The 18,351-nt window shown below is 70.5% G+C and carries 19 protein-coding genes; 9 read left to right on the forward strand and 10 right to left on the reverse strand.

Annotation, left to right across the window (positions count from 1 at the left end; translation table 11 throughout):
* Nucleotides 1-5 precede the first annotated feature (5 nt).
* The 5 genes from LVO85_RS10260 to LVO85_RS10280 all read left to right on the forward strand — a co-directional run bounded on the left by LVO85_RS10260 (nucleotide 6) and on the right by LVO85_RS10280 (nucleotide 5,683).
* Nucleotides 6-710, forward strand: a complete 705-nt coding sequence (locus tag LVO85_RS10260; protein ID WP_232747395.1) for a two pore domain potassium channel family protein — start codon at nucleotides 6-8, stop codon at nucleotides 708-710.
* A 78-nt stretch (nucleotides 711-788) separates the two neighbouring features.
* The gene (locus LVO85_RS10265) at nucleotides 789-2,183 is read left to right on the forward strand and encodes a TrkH family potassium uptake protein (RefSeq protein WP_232747396.1); all 1,395 of its coding nucleotides are present in this window, start codon (nucleotides 789-791) and stop codon (nucleotides 2,181-2,183) included.
* Nucleotides 2,176-2,874: a potassium channel family protein gene (locus LVO85_RS10270; RefSeq protein WP_232747397.1), complete on the forward strand. Its 699-nt coding sequence runs from the start codon at nucleotides 2,176-2,178 to the stop codon at nucleotides 2,872-2,874. The genes LVO85_RS10265 and LVO85_RS10270 overlap by 8 nt, the downstream gene beginning before the upstream one ends.
* A gap of 32 nt (nucleotides 2,875-2,906) precedes the next feature.
* Nucleotides 2,907-5,003 carry a DUF4118 domain-containing protein gene (locus LVO85_RS10275; RefSeq protein WP_232747398.1) on the forward strand — a complete coding sequence of 699 codons (2,097 nt, stop codon included), beginning with the start codon at nucleotides 2,907-2,909 and terminating at the stop codon, nucleotides 5,001-5,003.
* Nucleotides 5,000-5,683 carry a response regulator gene (locus LVO85_RS10280; RefSeq protein ID WP_232747399.1) on the forward strand — a complete coding sequence of 228 codons (684 nt, stop codon included), beginning with the start codon at nucleotides 5,000-5,002 and terminating at the stop codon, nucleotides 5,681-5,683. The genes LVO85_RS10275 and LVO85_RS10280 overlap by 4 nt, the downstream gene beginning before the upstream one ends.
* 84 nt (nucleotides 5,684-5,767) lie before the next feature.
* Here LVO85_RS10280 and LVO85_RS10285 read toward each other — a convergent pair whose 3' ends face one another.
* Together LVO85_RS10285 and LVO85_RS10290 are read right to left on the reverse strand one after the other, a co-directional pair.
* Nucleotides 5,768-6,511, reverse strand: a complete 744-nt coding sequence (locus tag LVO85_RS10285; protein ID WP_232747400.1) for a GAF and ANTAR domain-containing protein — start codon at nucleotides 6,509-6,511, stop codon at nucleotides 5,768-5,770.
* A gap of 10 nt (nucleotides 6,512-6,521) precedes the next feature.
* Nucleotides 6,522-7,277, reverse strand: coding sequence for a GAF and ANTAR domain-containing protein (locus LVO85_RS10290; RefSeq protein WP_232747401.1), 756 nt, complete (start codon nucleotides 7,275-7,277; stop codon nucleotides 6,522-6,524).
* A 442-nt stretch (nucleotides 7,278-7,719) separates the two neighbouring features.
* Here LVO85_RS10290 and LVO85_RS10295 point away from each other — a divergent pair, with 442 nt between their 5' ends.
* On the forward strand, nucleotides 7,720-8,157 hold the full coding sequence (locus LVO85_RS10295; protein ID WP_232747402.1) for a hypothetical protein: 438 nt from the start codon (nucleotides 7,720-7,722) through the stop codon (nucleotides 8,155-8,157).
* Here the strand turns inward: LVO85_RS10295 and LVO85_RS10300 are convergent.
* The 4 genes from LVO85_RS10300 to LVO85_RS10315 form a co-directional block, all read right to left on the reverse strand.
* The gene (locus LVO85_RS10300; RefSeq protein WP_232747403.1) at nucleotides 8,148-8,660 is read right to left on the reverse strand and encodes a hypothetical protein; all 513 of its coding nucleotides are present in this window, start codon (nucleotides 8,658-8,660) and stop codon (nucleotides 8,148-8,150) included. The two genes, LVO85_RS10295 and LVO85_RS10300, sit on opposite strands and share 10 nt — an antisense overlap.
* A gap of 48 nt (nucleotides 8,661-8,708) precedes the next feature.
* Entirely contained in the window at nucleotides 8,709-10,193 is a 1,485-nt protein-coding gene (gene gtfA, locus LVO85_RS10305; protein ID WP_232747404.1) for a sucrose phosphorylase, read from the reverse strand.
* Nucleotides 10,194-10,342: 149 nt separating this feature from the next.
* On the reverse strand, nucleotides 10,343-11,116 hold the full coding sequence (locus LVO85_RS10310) for an LLM class F420-dependent oxidoreductase (RefSeq protein WP_232747405.1): 774 nt from the start codon (nucleotides 11,114-11,116) through the stop codon (nucleotides 10,343-10,345).
* 83 nt (nucleotides 11,117-11,199) lie between these two features.
* Complete coding sequence (locus LVO85_RS10315; protein ID WP_232747406.1) at nucleotides 11,200-11,973, reverse strand: alpha/beta fold hydrolase; 774 nt, start codon at nucleotides 11,971-11,973, stop codon at nucleotides 11,200-11,202.
* 250 nt (nucleotides 11,974-12,223) lie between these two features.
* Here LVO85_RS10315 and LVO85_RS10320 point away from each other — a divergent pair, with 250 nt between their 5' ends.
* On the forward strand, nucleotides 12,224-13,123 hold the full coding sequence (locus LVO85_RS10320) for an LLM class flavin-dependent oxidoreductase (RefSeq protein ID WP_232747407.1): 900 nt from the start codon (nucleotides 12,224-12,226) through the stop codon (nucleotides 13,121-13,123).
* 45 nt (nucleotides 13,124-13,168) lie between these two features.
* On the opposite strand, the gene LVO85_RS10325 is transcribed toward LVO85_RS10320, so the two are convergent.
* The gene (locus LVO85_RS10325; RefSeq protein ID WP_232747408.1) at nucleotides 13,169-14,473 is read right to left on the reverse strand and encodes a phosphoribosyltransferase family protein; all 1,305 of its coding nucleotides are present in this window, start codon (nucleotides 14,471-14,473) and stop codon (nucleotides 13,169-13,171) included.
* Nucleotides 14,474-14,562: 89 nt separating this feature from the next.
* Nucleotides 14,563-15,213, reverse strand: coding sequence for a sugar nucleotide-binding protein (locus tag LVO85_RS10330; protein ID WP_232747409.1), 651 nt, complete (start codon nucleotides 15,211-15,213; stop codon nucleotides 14,563-14,565).
* 295 nt (nucleotides 15,214-15,508) lie between these two features.
* Between LVO85_RS10330 and LVO85_RS10335 the strand changes: the two genes are divergently transcribed.
* Together LVO85_RS10335 and LVO85_RS10340 are read left to right on the forward strand one after the other, a co-directional pair.
* Nucleotides 15,509-15,982: a YfbM family protein gene (locus LVO85_RS10335; RefSeq protein WP_232747703.1), complete on the forward strand. Its 474-nt coding sequence runs from the start codon at nucleotides 15,509-15,511 to the stop codon at nucleotides 15,980-15,982.
* A gap of 119 nt (nucleotides 15,983-16,101) precedes the next feature.
* Nucleotides 16,102-16,389 (forward strand): NAD-dependent epimerase/dehydratase family protein, encoded by a 288-nt coding sequence (locus LVO85_RS10340; RefSeq protein ID WP_269813349.1) that lies wholly within the window; start codon nucleotides 16,102-16,104, stop codon nucleotides 16,387-16,389.
* On the opposite strand, the gene LVO85_RS10345 is transcribed toward LVO85_RS10340, so the two are convergent.
* A complete protein-coding gene (locus LVO85_RS10345; protein WP_232747411.1) occupies nucleotides 16,314-17,762 on the reverse strand; it encodes a glycosyltransferase in 1,449 nt (482 codons plus the stop codon). The two genes, LVO85_RS10340 and LVO85_RS10345, sit on opposite strands and share 76 nt — an antisense overlap.
* Nucleotides 17,763-17,948: 186 nt before the next feature.
* On the reverse strand, nucleotides 17,949-18,239 hold the full coding sequence (locus LVO85_RS17055; RefSeq protein ID WP_332875433.1) for a trypsin-like serine protease: 291 nt from the start codon (nucleotides 18,237-18,239) through the stop codon (nucleotides 17,949-17,951).
* Nucleotides 18,240-18,351 lie beyond the last annotated feature (112 nt).

The following is an 18,351-nucleotide window of genomic DNA, read 5'->3' on the forward strand; positions in this document are numbered from 1 at the left end:
TCGTCGTGTTCACGTATGCCGGGGCGGCCGGACGCAACCGCGCGCAACGGTGGTGGGCTGCACTGAGGGAGCACCCCTCCGCTGTGCTGCTGGGCGCCCAGCTGCTCGCGTTGCTGGTTTTTCCCTACACCAGCAGCAGTGGCGTAGGGCGGACGGTCGTCTCGGTCTTCGGAGTGGTGGTGCTGGCCCTCGCCGTCGCGGCAGTCGACCGGACGCCCTCCACCCGGATCGTGGCGATGGGCCTCGGAGCACCGGTGTTCGTCCTCGCCGTCGCCCAGGCGATCTGGCCGGACCGCTACTGGGTGAGCCTGCTGCACTACGCCTCGCATGCCGTCTTCTACTTCTACACGGCGATCTCGCTGCTGCGCTACATGTTCGCCGACCGCTGGGTCTCCCGTGACGAGCTGTTCGCCACCGGCGCGACCTTCACCGTCCTGGTCTGGGCCTACGCCCACACCTACGGACTGGTCCAGACCATCTGGCCGGGGTCCTTCACGGTGGAGGGGGGTCACGAGCAGCTGGTGTGGTACGAGCTGCTGTTCCTCTCCACGACCACGCTCACCGGCACGGGGCTGTCGGACATCGGGCCGGCGGCCGGTGCCAACCCGGCAAGGTCGGTCATCATGATCCAGATGCTCAACCAGGTCTTCTACATCGCCCTGGTCATCGCACGGCTCCTCGGCCTCACCCTCGTCAAGTTCCGACGGTGACGCACCCAGTGTGACCAGCGGATTCTTGACGTCTTCTTAACGCCTTCCGGCACCTTTCCGGCCGGCGGCGCTGCCAGCATGGATGACGTGCGACGCGACCTGGGCATGACCGAGCTGCGGTGGGGCTCCCCAGCCTCTCGTCGTCGGCGGCGGCTTCGCCACCCCTCCCAGCTCGTCGTCGGAAGCTTCGCCCTTGCCGTCGCCGTCGGCACGCTCCTGCTGTGGCTCCCCGTGGCGCGAGCCGAGGCGGGCTCCGCGCCGTTCCTGACGGCACTGTTCACGGCCACCAGCGCAGTCTGCGTCACGGGGCTCGTCGTCGTGGACACGCCCAGCTACTGGTCGGGCTTCGGCGAGGCAGTCATCCTGGCGCTGATCCAGCTGGGTGGCTTCGGCCTGATGACCTTCGCCTCACTCCTCGGACTGCTCGTCTCACGCCGCCTGGGCCTGAGCTCGAGGCTGAACCCGGAGATCCACATGAAGACCGTCGGCTCCGGCGACGTGCGGTCGGTGCTGGTCGGAGTCGCACGCATCAGCGTCGCCGTCGAGTCCGCCGTCGCGCTCGTGCTGGCCGTCCGTCTCATGTCCGGCTACGACGAGTCTCCTGGACGGGCCCTGTACCTCGGCCTGTTCCACGCCGTGTCAGCGTTCAACAACGCAGGCTTCGCGCTCTACAGCGACAGCCTGGTCGGCTTCGCCACCGACGCCTGGGTGGTCCTGCCCGTCATCGCTGCTGTGGTGGTCGGGGGTCTTGGCTTCCCCGTGCTCTACGAGCTGGCACGGGAGTACCGCGGGGCACGCAGGCTGAGCCTGCACACCAAGCTGGTCCTGTCCTCGACCGCCTTCCTGCTCGCAGCGGGCACGCTCTTCGTGACGGCGAACGAGTGGGGCAACGACGCGACCCTGGGGTCGCTGGACCTGCGCGGCAAGCTCATGAACGGCTTAGCGCAGGCCGTCATGCCGCGGACCGCGGGGTTCAACACCATCGACATCGGAGCCATGCGGGAGAGCTCGTGGCTCGGTCTCGACGTGTTGATGTTCATCGGAGGTGGCCCCGCCGGAACAGCCGGCGGCATCAAGGTGACGACCTTCGCGGTGCTCGTCTTCGTGGTGTGGTCCGAGGCGCGTGGCAACCCTCACGTGCATGTCTTCGACAGGACCATCGGCCACCGGGCGCAGGCCCAGGCGCTGACCGTGGTGCTGCTCGGCATCACCTGTGTCGTCGCCGGCACCTGGTCCATCCTGGAGCTCACGGACTTCTCCACCGACCAGGTGCTCTTCGAGGTGGTCTCGGCGTTCGGGACCGTCGGGCTGTCGACCGGCATCACGGGGGACCTGCCTGACGCTGCCCAGCTTGTCGTCGTCGCGCTCATGTTCGTGGGCCGGGTCGGGCCGGTCACCCTCGTCGCGGGGCTGGCGCTGCGGGAGAGCAGAGGGTCCATGGGATACCCGGAAGGCAGGCCGATCATTGGCTAGGCACCCTGGTGTCGCGCGCTCGGTCGTCGTGATCGGGCTGGGCAGGTTCGGCGCGGCTCTCGCCCTGGAGCTCGAGCGCAGCGGGACGGAGGTGCTGGGCATCGACATCGACGCCGCCGCGGTGTCCGCTCTGTCGGGGGACCTGACGCAGGTGGTCGAGGCCGATGCCGCGCTGGAGGAGACGGCGACCGAGGTCAGGCTGACCGACTTCGACCGCGTCGTCGTCGCCATCGGTGGTCACATCGTGGCCAGCTGCCTGGCATCGGCGATCGCGCTCGGACACGGGCTGGACGTCTGGGCCAAGGCCATCAGCGAGCCGCACGCGCGCATCCTCACCAAGCTGGGCGTGAAGCACGTGGTCTTCCCCGAGAGGGACATGGGGCACCGTGTCGCGCATCGCGTGCGTGGGGGGATGCTCGACTACGTGCAGTTCTCCGACGACTACGCCATCGTCATGGTCCCGGTCCCTGCCGGCCTGGTCGACGTCCCGCTCGGGGAGTCGAGCACACCCGCACGTCACGAGGTGGCGGTCGTGGCTGTCACCGACGTCTCGGGTCGCTTCGTGCAGGCCACCCCCCGGACCGTGCCGGGCGAAGGCGCACGCATGATCGTCTCCGGCGGCGTGCGTCAGGTGGAGCGATTCACCGCCCTCGCCTCGCGAGGGACGACACGTCGCCGGAGTGAGCGATGACGACCCCGTCCACCCGCGGCCACAATGGGCAGGTGAGCACTCCTGCGACGGGTCGCGGTCGGCTGAGGGTCTTCCTCGGCGTGGGGCCCGGGTCCGGCAAGACCTACGCCATGGTGCAGGAAGGGCACCGGCTCGCCCCGAGCCTCGACGTGGTCATCGTGGACTGTGACGGCGCGGGCCCTTCCACCGCGGCCCACCCCGCTGCCGGGCTGGAACGGCTCGAGGTCGGCCTCGGGCCGGACCCCCGGAGGCCGGGAGCGGCGACCGTCGTGGCCCGCGCACCGCAGGTGGCCCTGGTCGACGGTCTGGCCCGTCCCGGAAGGCACCAGCTCGTCGAGGACCTGCTCCAGGCGGGCATCGACGTCGTCACCACGGTCGACATCACCGAGATCGCCTCGGTCGCGGACGCGGTCGCGGCGATCACCGACCTGCCGCCACCGCATACGCTTCCCGACGCCGCGCTGGAGGACGCGTCCGTCCACCTCGTGGACGCCACGGCCGCGCAGACCGGTCACCGCCCCGCTGACCTCCACGGCCGGCCACTGCCTGCCGCTCAGGTGGCGTCCGACCAGGCCACGGCTCTGCGTCAGGTGGCCATGCTGTGGTTGGCAGAGCACCTCGACAGCGACCGGCCGCGGTCCGACCAGCGTCGTGAGGACCCCGCCGCCGACACCCCGTCGGATGGTGCGCCGACACCTGTCGCACCGCACAGGCTGGGATACCTCACCTCCCAGCCCTCCGGGTGGCGCCTGGTTGCCGGCTGGGTCCTCGCGGTCCTCGGCCCGCCCCTGCTGACGGCTGCGCTCCTGGCCCCACCCGTGCACCTGGACCTGCAGCTCATCGTGCCGCTCTTCCTGGCCCTCGTCGTGCTGGTGGCGCTCCTGGGAGGAGTGTGGCCTGCCCTGGTCACGGCCGCGCTCAGCTCGGCCGGCCTCAACTGGTTCTTCACCCCACCGCGACGCACCTGGATCATTCACGACCCGCAGGACGTGGCGGCCATCGCCGTCTTCCTGCTGATCGCGCTCGCCGTCGCCTCCGTCGTGCATCGCAACGTGCAACGCACCCGCCAGGCCGTGAGCGCCCAGCAGGAGGCCGCCCACTACGCCGACCTGGCCACCTCGCTGCTCGGCAGCCAGGCCCAGCTCGACCTCCTCCTCCACCGTGCCCTCGGCACCTTCTCCAGCAGCCGCGCGACCGTCGAGCAGCGCTCCACGACGGGGGCACCCCACGTCCTGGCGACCGCGCACTCCCTCGAGCTCCGACCCGAGGGCGCCCTGCAGACCACGAGGAAGGCGATCGACGCCGAACACGACCTCGTCCTCGAGGGGCGACCGCTGGGCGCCTCGGAACGGCGACTGCTGACGGCCTACGCGGCAACCGCATCGGCCATCCTGACGCGCCTGGCGCTGCAGGCCAGCCACTCCACGGCGCGGAGCCTCGAGCGCGACAACACGGCTCGCACCGCGCTGCTCTCGGCCGTGTCCCACGACCTTCGCACTCCCCTGGCCAGCATCAAGGCAGCCTCCAGTGGGCTCCTGGACACGACGGTCACCTTCTCGGACGAGGACCGCCGCGAGCTCCTGGAGACGATCGACCGGTCCAGCGACGAGCTGGACCTGCTGATCCGCGACCTGCTCGACGTCTCCCGGCTCCACCAGGGCTCACTCGTCGTCCATCCGACCACGTTCAGGCTCACCGAGGCACTGCCGTCGACACCCTGGCCCCAGCGGGTCACCGTGTCACCGAGCCTGTCCAGCGTGACCGTCCTCGCCGACCGGGGCCTCCTGGAGAGGGTGGTGGCCAACGTCGTGGACAACGCCCTGGACCACGCCGGCCCCACCTCCACGGTCACCCTGTCGGCGCAGGCGGTCGACAGCCGTGCACGCCTCCTCATCCAGGACGACGGCCCGGGCATCGCGACCTCGGAACGTCACTCGGTGTTCCTGCCCTTCCAACGTCGCGGAGACGCCCACAGCGGGCATGTCGGACTGGGGCTGGCCATCTCGCGTGGGCTGGTCGAGGCGATGGACGGTTCGATCACCGCCGGCGAGAGCCCCGGCGGCGGACTGACCATGGTGGTCGACCTGCCCGCCGGCTCCCTGCGTGCCTCCACACCGGCACCGACATGACGACCATCCTTCTCGTCGAGGACGACCCCGGGATCGTCAGCACCCTGCGCGTCCACCTCCGGGCACGCGGCTACACGATCGTCACCGCCGAGGACGGCGCCTCAGGGCTGCGCGAGCTCACCAGGGCACAGCCCGACCTCGTCCTCCTCGACCTCGGCCTGCCCGACCTCGACGGCGTCGATGTGCTGAGGCGTCTCCGGGAGCGCAGCGACGCGCCGGTCGTCGTCCTCACCGCCCGCCAGGCCTCGCAGGACAAGGTGGAGGCTCTCGACCTGGGAGCCGACGACTACGTCACCAAACCCTTCGGGATGGACGAGCTCCTGGCTCGCATCCGGGCTGCCCTTCGACGACCCGGCGTCCCGGACCTCGACCAGGACGAGCCGCTCGTCACCCCACACTTCAGGCTCGACTTCCGGGCGCACACCGCAACACGCCCCGACGGCACTCCGCTGCGTCTCACCCCGATCGAGTGGCGTCTCGTCGCCGAGCTCGCACGACACCGGGGAGACGTCGTCTCGCACCCCCGCCTGCTGCGCGCGGCCTGGGGCCCTGCCTACGGACGGGAGTCCAACTACCTGCGGGTCTACGTCAACCAGCTCCGGAGAAAGCTCGAGCCCACACCGAGCGACCCGGTCTACCTGCTCACCGAACCGGGCATCGGCTACCGGCTCATGCCCTGAGCGACGCTGCGACGTGAGTGGGGCAGCCCCGCGCATGGCTCCCTGTGGCTGCTCGACGGTGCCGGCGTCAGGACACCCGGCCTCTCAGGCTCCTGTGCCGGGTCGCATCGTCAGCTCCGGGTGGCTGTGGGTGTCGGAGACGACCTCGAGGGCGACCGTGCCCATCCGCAGCCCCTTCCTCCGGCTGTAGTCGCGCATGGCGTTGTAGGCCGTGTCGACGTCCGTGCCGTGCAGCTGGGCCAGGGCGCCTTTGGCTTGCTCGATCACGATCCGGCTGTTGAGCGCCCCCTGCAGCTGCTCGGTGAGCATCTCGCCTCTGCGCAGGGCCTGCTGCTGCAGGATCCCGATGGTGGCGACGTGGGCCAGGCTCTGGACGATGCGCACGTCCTCGTCGGACAGATGCTCGGCGGCGGTGCCGAACAGGTTGAGGGCGCCGATGACGGTGCCGTTGTGGCGCAGCGGCAGCGCACACACGGAGCGGAAGCCCGCCACCATCGCGCGCGGCGTGAACGCCGGCCAACGTTGGTGCTCCTGGCTCAGGTCGGCCACGATCACCGCCTCACCCGTGCCGAAGCAGTCGCGGCAGGGACCCTGGTCGTTCTGGATCGCGAACAGCTCCAGGAGCCGGGCCGACTCCTCCGAGGCCGCCATGAACTGCAGGTGGCCGCGGTGGTCGGCCAACAGCAGCCCGACTGCAGCGGTGCCGCTCAGCCGGGCCACGTGCCCGGTGACCGAGCCCAGGAAGTCGATCAGGTCGAAGTCGTCGACCAAGGTGTCGGCGACCTCGACGAAGGCCTCGGCCAGCGGTCCGGGGGAGATTGTGCCCATCTGCTACTCCTCAACTCACCGGTGACGTGCCGTCGCCGTTGTCGTCTCGGGCCAAAAAGAGGGTACCGCCGGTGATAGCTCGCGCGACGTCACCGAGTCTCTGGTCCTGAGCGTACGCATGGGCACGGATCCGAACCATGGCCTCGCCCAGCGAGATGCCCAGCTGCACCATCACCATCCCCTGGGCCTGGTAGAGCTCGGCCGGGGTCATCGACCCGTCCAGGTCCTCCCACGGTCTGCGCTCGGTGGCATCCTGCTGGTCGTCCAGCAGGATCGACAAGGCCAGGTCGGCAAACGTCAGGGCCTCCAGCACCTCACCGGTCGACAGCGACCCGGGCCGGGTCCGGTGGACGTCCAGCACCCCGGCACAGGCACCCCCCACCTGGAGAGGGAAGGCGAAGACAGCCCCGACGTCCAGCGCCCGTGCGGCCGGCGCGTAGGCGGGCCACCGGACGAAGCCTCGGACTCCCAGATCAGTCTCGAACACCGGTCTGCGTGCCGTGACCGCATCCACGCACGGACCCTCCCCCAGCACCAGCTGCAGCTCTTCCAGCTCTTCAGCGTCCCGGCCGGAGGTGGCCACCACCAGGGGCGGCGCGTTGTCGACCAGCACCGTCAGACCCGCACCGACGGCGCCGACCTCGCGCACCAGCACCGTGCACAGTCGGCCGAGGGCGCCCGCCCGCCCGCCGAGGTCACCCTGGGCGGGTGCCTCACCCTCGACCAGGGCGCTGATCCGCGTGAAGCGAGCCGGGCCGTCATCCATAACAGCGATCATCGTCCATCGCAGCGACGACTGCTCCGCACTGAGCGAACGCCGCTCCCCTACGCTGCCTTGCGCTCGGCCTGTGAGAGGCCGAGAACTGACGGACTGATGCAGGCGCGGCGGCACTTCCGACAGCTCGTCCTGACGCTTCGCCCTCGATGACTCCTGACGCCAGGCCGGCGACATGACGGGTGTCGCCGACTACATCGGCAAGGCCATGGAGAAGGTCGGTACCACCCCCTGCGCCGTCGCCCCACGGCGTTGTCGACGTCTGCCGCTCATCATCTGACCGCGCGCCCCGCCATACCCGCACCCTGCGACCCGGGGGTGGTGTCGACGCTCTGTGCTCGCTCGTCAGGGAGGTCCTGTGGCTGGCTGTGGAGAGCATTGACCCGGCATCGGCGACGGTGGGACATTGGAATGATCGCAAGGGAGGACCATCATGAGTCGATACCTGATCGTCGCGAACCAGACACTCGGCGGGGACGAGCTGAACCACGTCGTCGAGGACCGCATCAAGAGAGGAGACAGCCAGTTCTACGTCGTCGTCCCCAGGACGGCCACGGAGCACGAAGCAGCAGGCTGGACCGGTGGTTTCGAGGAGGCGTCCTCGGAGCAGGACAAGGCCCGCAGCAAGGCAGAGCATCGCCTGAGCCTCATGCTCGACAAGATCCGGTCCACCGGCGGGAAGGCCGACGGCGAGGTGGGCGACCCCGACCCGGCGGTGGCTGTCAAGGACGTCCTGCACACACAGTCCTTCGACGAGATCATCGTCTCCACCCTGCCGACCGGCCTGTCCGGATGGTTGAAGATGGACCTGTCGAGCCGGGTGTCGCGCATGGCGGAGATGCCGGTGACCACGGTGACCGCTCAGCGGTAGGGGACGCTCGCCGGAGCCGCCATGCCACGAGCGGCGCTCCGTGAGCCGAACATGCGGCGGAGCTGGCGGTGCCTGTGACCGAAGATGCGGGGAACCACGAAGTCCAGCGCAACCCCGAGGGGACCCCACCGCGGGACATACGCGACCCGGTCGATGACCTGGCATGAGTCCGTGCTCATCGGACGGACCTGGCGCTCGTGCTCCCACACCTTCGCGCTCAGCATCCGTGACCGCTCCCGGAAGCGATGCCCCGGACCGAACTCGACGATCGTGATGTCGTCGTAGTCGATCGGCAGAACACCCAGGAGCAGGAGACGCGACCTGAACAGCGGCTGCCCGAGCGGGATGCGCTCGGGGTCCAAGCGGTCCCAGCCAGGGGGATGGGTCATGCGCAGCAGCGGGCGCAGCTCGGCGTTGACGCCGGCGAGGGTGGTGACGGTGGCCCACACGTGTTCAGCCGGGGCGGGCAGCTCAGACCGGAACTCTCTCGGGCGGGACGGCATACGACCATCATGCCCCGTCCTTCACACGGACCAACGCGGGTCAGCGCGTCACGGGTGGCCGCGAAGGTCGGCCAGGCGGGCCTCCTGCATCCTGCCGGCGCCGTCGCTCCACCGAACCGTCCCGGACCCGGCCGCAAGGTCGGCCATCAGCTCGGCCGTGTCCTCCCCGTTGGTCCACGTCATCCTCAACCGGTCGCCGTCGCCGTCGGTGCTGAGCTCACCGTCGAACGCCGCGTGAGCTCCACGCAGTCGGATCAACGCGAACAGCGCCTCCACCACCGGCTGCTGCACCGCTTCGTCGACCTCCTCCACGGTATAGCGGTGGCGGTTGACATCTCGTCCGACTCCCGTCTCCTCCAGCAGGTCGGAGTCGTTGCGACCTGCCAGCAGGCCGACGTAGTAGACCTGCGGGATGCCCGGAGTCCAGAACTGCAGGGCCCGCGCCAGCAGGTACCGGTCGTCGTCGGCGCCGACCGCGTCGTAGAAGGTGCAGTTGACCTGGTAGAGGTCGACGTTGGAGGCGGCCGCTCCGGTGGCGTCCTTGGAGGTCCCGCCGCTGGCGTCGTGGATCGCCTCCACCAGCTCGTCGATCTGCTCGGGCGCCAGCAGGCCCTCGCGGGAGCGGTCGGTGGCGTCGGCGCCGACGTCGATCACCCCGATCCCGTCGTGGGTGTCCAGGACGGTGATCGAGTTGCTGGGGCGCACGTCGAGCCACTCCAGCAACGGGTCGACGTCCTGGGCGTGCAGTGCGTGCAGGATCAGCGGCGGCAGCGCGAAGTCGTAGACGTAGTCGACCTGCTCAGCGATCTCCACCTGCCGCTGGTAGTAGGAGTGCACCTCGACCAGCACCGTCAGATCACGCTCGTGACACCACGCCGAGACCTCGTCGATGAAGTCGAACGTCTCCGGGGTCATGAACGAGGTCAGTCCCGGCGTCTTCACGGCATAGCCGACAGCGTCGAGTCGCACCCGGTTGACGTGCGACTCGGCCAACCGGTCGATGACCCGCAGCAGGTAGTCGCGCGTGACCTGCTCGCGCACGTCGAGGTCCACCTGGTCGCCGGTGAACGTCGTCCACATGAGTCGCTTGGTGCCGTCCTCCAGGGTGTACGGGGTGAACGGAAGACCGGGACGGGGGCGGTAGAGCAACATCAGCTGCTCCTCGGTCGCGCCGTCCGGAAAGGCACCGTCGTAGGTGAGGAACATGCCGTGGTATGCCGAGCCCTCGCCGTGAGCGAGCCAGTCCTGGAACTGCACGGACTCCGAGGAGACGTGGTTGACGATGACGTCGACCATGACGTCGTGGTCGGCGCTGAGGCTCGCCACGTCGTCCCAGCTGCCGAGCCGGTCGTCCACCTCGGTGTGGTCTGCGGGGTCGAAGCCCGCGTCGGCCCCGTCGAAAGGGCGGAAGAAGGGCAGGACGTGCACACCGTTGAACAGACCCTCGAACGGGCCCTCCAGCACCTGCTGCAGCGCCGGCAGGTCCCCACCCAGTCGGTCGGCGTACGCGATCAGCTCGACATTGTCCGGCACGGGACTCCTCAGTGGTAGGCCCGCCAGGATAGTGGGGGTGCGCGTTGCGCGCGACCCTAGGGCCGGCGAAGGGTCTCTGGACGCGTCGTCAGCGACCGCCGGGGTCAGTCACGAGCGACGGACGTGCACCCGCCTCGCCATGTCCAGCGTCACCCTTGCGCGTCGCGCCACTGCACCCACCTCTTGACCAGGGACAGGTCGTAGTCCGGCCCGGACACCCCCACGGTGAACAGGGTGACGCCTGCGGCAAGCATCGCGTCGGCGACCTCCTCAGGGGCCTCGGAGACCCCGGCCGAGCGCTCGATCCCCCTGGCGTCCCGGCCGACGTCGGTGCCGTGGTCGTCGAGGATGGCGCTCTTGCGGGCGATGGTCTCGGCGTCGCCGAAGCCGTGCCAGATGTCGGCGTGCTCAGCCACGACGCGCAGGGTCTTCTTCTCGCCCCCACCACCGATCATGATCGGGATCGGCCTGGTGGGGGCCGGGTTGCCGGCCGCGAGTCGCTGACGGACGCGCGGCAGGGCCTGACCCAGGGCGGCGATGCGCCGGCCGGCGGTGCCGAACTCGTAGCCGAAGCTGTCGTAGTCCTTCTCGAACCAGCCGGCCCCGATGCCGAGGACCAGCCGCCCACCGCTGATGTGGTCCACGGTCCGTGCCATGTCTGCGAGCAGGTCGGGGTTGCGGTAGGAGTTGCAGGTCACGAGGGCGCCGATCTCGATGCGACTGGTCTGTTCGGCCCAGGCGCCGAGCATCGTCCAGCACTCGAAGTGCTTGCCGTCAGGGTCACCGGACAACGGGTAGAAGTGGTCCCAGTTGAAGGCGGCGTCGACGCCGAGGTCCTCAGCGCGTCGCACGGCGTCCCTGATCTGGGCATACTCCGCGTGCTGCGGCTGGATCTGCACTGCGACGCGGATGCGGTGGGTCATGACCCGAGCGTAGAGCGTCTCGTGCTCCTCGGTGCAGGGCAGGCTCCTCCGCCCCTGCCGCAGGCAGGACAGGTCTCGAGAGCTCAGTCGGTGGGTTCACCCGGACCGCCGCGTGCCCAGACCCTCAGCAGCGATCGGGCGAGCCGCTCGGGCTCCATCCGGTGCGGCGGGTCGAAGTGGTGCCGGTCGGCGAAGACCTCGAGGGTGAAGTCGGGAAAGACGCTCGCGAGCCGTGTGGCGATGTCGCCGAACTGGTCCGGGTTGCTCAGGCCACCCAGCGCGACGTAGACAGGCCGGTCGAAGGCGGCCAGGGCGTCGCGACTCAGGTTGTATGTCGTGAACGCGCGTGCGATGGCCCGGATCCCAGCGGGTCGCAGATGCATCCAGGGGGGAGGCGGGCCCGGTGGCGGGGCGGGCAGCTCCACGCCCGGCACGACCTGCAGCCGCATGAACGCCGGCATGAACTGCTCGAGCGGCAGCTGCGCCAGCTCCTCGTACGTGGCCCACAACCGCTCGTGCTCGCTGCTCCACCCCCAGCTGCCGCCCCAGGCCGGCTCGAGCAGAGCCAGACTCAGCAGCCGTGCCGGCTCACGGGCGGCCACGGCGAGGGCCGCTGCTCCTCCCCCTGAGTACCCGACGAGGTGAAACGTGCTCCAGCCGAGCGCAGCGGCTGCGTGCAGCACCCCCGCGACCTCGGTGTCCAGGGAGTAGTCCGGCGGCGGGGAGTCCTCGCGGTAGACCTCCAGGTCCTTGCTCACCGCCTCGACGTCCGCCCCCAGCGCGGCGAGGAGACCGCCGTACGCGGCATCGGCGGGCAGGACGATCCCCGGGAGCAGCATCACCTGGAAGGCGCTCACGGTCCCACCTCCGCTCTCACCGGGGGCCGACGCGGTCAGCGGTTCGTGCGCCGGCGGGTCCCCACCTCGCGCAGGCTCCCTCCACGGTATCGCTGCGACGATGCCGCGGCCAGGTGTGCCGCGAGACGGTCGAGCCGGGCAAGGTTGGGGTGCATGGCCGTTCATCCTCCAGGTCGGGCGAACGGTAGCGGTCGAGGACCGGCTCCACTAGCGTGCTCCCTACCTCGGGGGTCCCGGGACGGAGCAGCAGATGGCACCCACGCACGCCGCACCGATCGCCTCACCCGTGCCGCGCCACGGGCTCATCCTGCCGAACCCCGTCGTCGGCGAGGACGCCGCACTGATGGTGGAGTATGCCGTCGCAGCCGAGGAGTCGGGATGGGACGGGGTGTTCTTGTGGGATGTGCTCATCTGGCCGTCAGCCTCGGACGCCCTGGGCGCCGCCGGGGACCCCGAGCACTTCCGGCCCGACCGGTACGAGCCACAGGTCGACCCGATCATCACCCTCGCCGGCATCGCCACTCGCACAGAGCGGGTGACGTTGGGGACCTGGATCGTGCCCGCCGCCCGCCGTCAGCCCTGGCAGCTGGCACGTGACCTGGCGACGCTGGACCGTCTCTCCCACGGCCGGGTGCTGCTCGGCGTCGGGCTCGGCCGCCGGGCCGAGTACGACCTGTTCGGCGAGGAGTGGGACGCGCGGCGGGTCGCGAGACGGTACGACGAGGTCCTTGAGCTGCTCTCGCTCTTCTGGAGCGGCGAGCGAGTGACCTTCCACGGTGAGTTCTACGACGTCGACGACGTGGCCTTGTTGCCCACCCCCACCCAACGGCCACGGATCCCGATCCTCGTCGCTGCCTTCTGGCCCAACAAGAAGCCCGTGCGGCGTGCAGCCCGCTGGGACGGGCTCATGCCGGTCGTCGACCCCGACCCCGAGGGCCAGGACCTCACCGACCTCGTGACCTACTACGGAGGGCTGCCTGGTGAGCCCGGTGAGGTCTTTCTCTACGTCGATGCCTCGGCCACCACGGCACAGAGGGTGGCCCGCTACCGCGAGCTGGGCGTGACCTGGCTGGCCTCCGACGTGGTCTCCCCCCGCTGTTCACCCGCAGAGAACCTGGAGGCGATCCGCAAGGGCCCACCACCGTGGTGAGGCGCCGCACCTGCCGGCCCGAGGACGGCGGCACGATGTCCGGCGCTACGGGACGATGACCAGGTGGCGGGCGAACCACTGGCGGGCGGCGTCGGCGGCAGCCTGCAGCGTGCCTGGCTCCTCGAAGAGGTGGGTTGCGCCGGGGATCACGGTCACCTCATGCGCGCAGTGCGCCAGCAGCGCCGCCGCCTGCCGGTTGAGGTCGAGCACCACGTCGTCGTCACCGCCCACCACGAGCAGCGTGGGCGCGGTCACCTGGCCCAGCCGGGGCGCGGCCAGATCAGGACGTCCGCCCCGGGAGACCACCGCGTCGATGCGCACACCGGGATCGGTGGCGGCCCACAGGGCGGCCGCGGCTCCCGTGCTGGCACCGAAGTAGCCGAGCGGCAGGCCGGCGACGCCCGGCTGGGTCGCCAGCCAGCGGGTCACGTCGACCAGGCGCCGGGCCAGCAGCTCGATGTCGAAGACGTTGGCGCGGTCGCGTCCCTCGTCGTCGGTGAGCAGGTCGAACAGCACGGTGCCGAGATGGGCCTGGTTCAGCAGCTCGGCCACGAAGCGGTTCCGCGGGCTGTGCCGGCTGCTGCCGCTGCCGTGGGCGAACACCACGACGCCGGTGGCGTCCTCGGGGATCGTGAGGTGACCGCCGAGGGCCACGGGCCCTGCAGGCACCGTGAGCTCCTCGTCGCGGGCGTCGACCCGCGAGGAGGCCACAGGACCGCGGTGGGCCCGCCCCAGACACTCGACCACCGCCTCGTCGCTGGTCTGGGAGAAGTCGTCGTAGGACCCGCCGATCGCGGAGAAGGGATCCGGCGTCTCGACGGCGACCAGCTCGTCGGCCTCGTCGGCGAAGCGCGACGTCCACCCCAGCGGGGCCACCGGGACCGCCAGCACCACGCGCTGCGCGCCCTGGGCGCGCGCCACCTGGCACGCGGCACGCGCGGTCGAACCGGTGGCGATGCCGTCGTCGACGATCACCGCCGTCCTGCCGTGCAGCGACAACCGGGGCCGCTCCCCACGGAAGCGCCGGGCACGCCGCTCCAGCTCGGCCCGCTCCCGCGCCTCGACCTCGGCGAGCGCCGACTCGGACACCTGGGCGAGCCGCACGATCCGTTCGTTGACCACCCGGGCGCCGCCCTCACCGATGGCCCCCATGCCCAGCTCAGGCTGGTACGGCACACCCAGCTTGCGGACGACGATCACGTCCAGCGGCGCCCCGAGCGCCTGCGCGACCTCGAACGCGACGGGCACACCGCCCCGGGGCAGCCCCAGCACCACCACCTGCTCCTGCACCAGGTGGCCGAGCAGGGCCGCCAGGCGGCGGCCGGCATCGACCCGGTCGGAGAAGCTCATGGGACACCCCCTCGGCTCCAGCGTGCCGCTGCGAGCCGGGCGTGGCAAGGGGGCGACGGATGGCGACAGGACTGGTGATGCTGCCGCGGTCACCGGCGGGAGCGAGCCGAGAGCGGAGGCATCAGGTTCTCGTCGCCGACCAGGCGGGAGTCGTGGTCGAGCTCCTCGTGCTCCTGCACGGCCCAGGCGTGGCCGGTGACGCGCGCGACATACCGGACGACCTCGGGGTAGGTCCACGCGTCCGTGGCGTTGCTGTCGAGGTGCACGGTGCCGGCACGACCCGAGGTCGCCAGGTCGACCAGTGCCGCCGCGGTGTCGCTCATCCACGACGTCGCCGGACGCCACAGCCGGCTCGCACGGATCGCGCCGCCTGCTGCCTGGGCCTGGGCGGCGAGCTGAGCCACCATGTTGTTGCCCAGCCCGTCGGGGTCGGCCTGCCAGCCGATCCGGGCGACGACGGCCTCCCCGTGGGCATCACGCACGGCTCGCTCGCAGCGCGCCTTGTACCGGCCGTAGTCGTCCGAGGCGGTCGGCTCGTCCTGCGGCCTGAACGGCCCGTCCGGGTCGCCGGGCGCGTCGCCGAACACCGACACCGAGCTGGTGTAGACGAAGGGCACACCGTGGTCACGGGCGTACGAGGCCAGCCGTCCCGCCCACTCTTCCGCACCCATCCCGAGGTGGAAGATGCCCGCCGGCCGGACCGACGCCAGGAAGGCCGCGCCGGCAGGGACGTCGTCCACGGCACGACGTCCCGGTCCCAGGCGGCGACCTCGCCACCCAGCTCGACCACTCGCGCAGCGACCTTCGGCGCGACGGTGCCGCGCAGACCGGTGACCAGCCAGGCGCCCGTCAGACGATGCTGAACCACGAGGTCACTCCCCTCTCCAGTGCCAGATGCATGCGGAGCCCGACCCTAGCGTCGGGAGACCCGCCACCTTGCGGTGGTGGATGGTGGGCAGCTCCTCGACGGTTGCCGTACTCGGCCCAGCCGACCGCCTGGTCCCCGTCGACAGGTCCTAGAATCTCACCGTGGGAATGGTCTGGGTTGCACACCGACGCCCCTACGACGAGGCAGCCGCGCTGGTCGCGAGTCCCGAGGGTGTGGAGTCGCTTCTGGAGTCCGACCAAGACGGGACGTCGGTCGACCTGGACAAGGCATGGCACGGCCTCCACTGGTTGCTCACCGGTTCAGCGGATCCGACCGACGACGTCGCCTCCGAGGTCATCCTCGGTGGGGACCCCGTGGGCGAGGACCTGGGTCACGGACCTGCCCGCCTGCTCGCTCCGGAGCGGGTCCAGCTCGTCGCCTCGGCGCTGCAGGGTTTGGGGCGCGACGCACTGCGTCAGCGGATGAGCTCGAGCGCCATGGCCGGCGCAGGCCTCTATCCGGACATCTGGGACGAGGACGACGTCTTCGACGCATACCTCGCCCCGGCCTACGAGCGCCTGCGCAGCTTCTACGTCGACGCTTCCCAGACAGGGCAGGCTGTCATCCAGATGATCTGCTGACGCCGGTCATGCCCACAGCGGGTCCAGGCGCCTCACCTCGTTGCTGAGCCCAGGGCGGCGGAAAACTGACGGCGGGGGTCGCTCGGGTCACGGGCAGCGATGAGGAGCGTACGAAGGTTCTGGTCACCGGTGCCACCGGTGACATCGGCAAGCGGCTCGTGCCGCGACTGCTGGACAAGGGGCACGAGGTGCGCACCACGACGCACAACCCGAACAAGCAGGGGCCGTGGTGGTCGGACGAGGTCGAGACGGTCGCGATGGACATCAAGGGCATCCCCAGGGACGTGGGACGGGATCCCGGGATCCTGCACCTGCTCCTGGCGACGCAGCATCAGGCCGTCGTGCCGCCCGGGTGGCGCAGAGCGAGCGGCATCTCGGCCAGGAGCTGCTCGTACTGCAGCAGGTGACGGTCGGGAAGGAACTTCTGGTAGACCCGCTCTCGTGCCCCCGCCCCCAGCCGGGCCGCGAGAGCGTCGTCGGTGAGCAGCCGCCCCATCAGCTGCCCGGCACCGGCCAGGTCGCAGGGGTCGGCCAGCAACAGGCCCGAGACCCCGTCCTCGATCTGGTCCTGGATGCCACCGACGGCGCTGGCGATCATCGGTCGGGACTTCCACATGGCCTCGGTGACGGTCAGCCCGAAACCCTCCTGCAGGCTCTTCTGCACGACCACCGCCGCTTGCCTCTGCAGCGCGTTGACGATGTGCGCGTTCTCGTCGACGTCGTCCATCGGCAGCGCCGCGAGGTGGACCCGAGCCCGGTCGACGGGATCGAGCTCCTCCCACAGCTGCAGACACTCCTGCAGCACCTCGGCCCCTTCGGGGTCGTCGCTGACCCCCTCGACCGCCGGCCCGACGAGCACAAGGTGTGCCGCCACCGGCACGTCCGGGTGGCCCACGAAGGCACGCAGCACCCCGGCCATGTCCTTGAGCCGGTCCCACCGGCTGACCTGGAGCACGTAGGGCGTGTGCGCCGGCACCGGGCCTCCGGCGACCATCGCGCCGGTGTGGCGGCGCACGGAGCCGATCGTGCCGTCGCGGCGGGGGAACCGGACCTCCAGCATGTCGTCCACGCCCACGACGAGCCCAGCACGCGCCAGCGTCCGCTGCACGTCCCCGTTGGGGATGGCCGCGTTCTTCGCTGCGAACGGGTCGATGGACGGCGCGATCACCACGAGGCGCTCCTTGGGCACGGAGGGCGGCGCGTAGGACGGACGGCTCACCACGACTGCCTCCACCTCCCGCAGGTAGGGCTCCAGGAACGCCCAGCCGCGAGCGGAGTGCTCGTTGGTCGTGTCGCAGCCGATGTGGCTGCGCCACAGCACCGACACCCCACGACCCGTCAGGTGCGGTATCAGCCCGGCGGTCTGCGGGTCGTGGAGCTGGACCACGTCCCCCTGTCCCAGTCGGCTCAGCAGGTCTTCGGCGTTGGGCACCAGGCCGGCCTCGTACACGGACCGTTCCTTCGCCCCCAGGGCGCCGCCGTCGCCCGGCGAGCCGTGCAAGGCGTTGTGCAGCCGCTTGGTGACCGCGAAGAAGGGCTCGGGGCAGTCGAGCACGAGCCAGCGCGTGTCGATGCCGGCGCCTCGGACGTAGGCAAGCAGGGTCTGCAGCATCTCGGCCACGCCCCCGCCGGTGGCGGTCGCGTTGACGTGCCAGAAGACCCGTCCGTCCAGTCGGGCCTGCGCCGCCTGCACCCCCCGCTGGACCCCTGCCCAGCGCTCAGGCCCGATGAGGTGGTCCAGGCGGTCCAGGCTGGTCGGGGCGACGTCGACGGTGCGCATGGTCCTACAGTGCCGGTTGAGAGTGCCGAACGCCCCTCGCGTGCCCGGCGAGTCCGCGTGCGGCCCCGCCATCTCGATCTCTGGGTCCGGTAGACGCCGACGGCGAACGCGGCCGTACTTCCCTCCGGGAGTCGGGCGGGTCCGGCCATGTGGGCTCCGGTGCTGTCCCCCGGGAGGACGACTCCGTCAAGGTAGCGCGATGAACTCCCCCAGGAACTCCCGTGCCGCGGGGGTGTCGACACGGTAGTTGTCGTTGTGAGCGTTGCAGTGCCTGTTGCCCCCGCTGGTCACCGAGATGACGGTGAGCGTCCCGGCGTCCAGCTGTGGTGACCCGGAGTCGCCGAAGCAGACTCCCGACCCGGTGCCGATCCCGTGGGGGTTCTGGTTGGAGAGGACGTTGGCCGGCCGTAGGCCGGTGATGATCGACGTCCCGGCCTCCCTTCCCCCTTCGACGTGGATCTGGCTACCCCATGTCAGACGAGGCCTACTCCCTGCTTACGCTACGCACAGTACGCGGGAGCCTTGGGGCGCCGCAGACGGTCTCCTTCCGGCGTCGTCTACACCGTGGCAGTACGCTCGACTGGGTAGC

The organism is Ornithinimicrobium sediminis (genome assembly GCF_021272345.1).
GTDB classification, from domain to species: Bacteria; Actinomycetota; Actinomycetes; order Actinomycetales; family Dermatophilaceae; genus Ornithinicoccus; species Ornithinicoccus sediminis_B.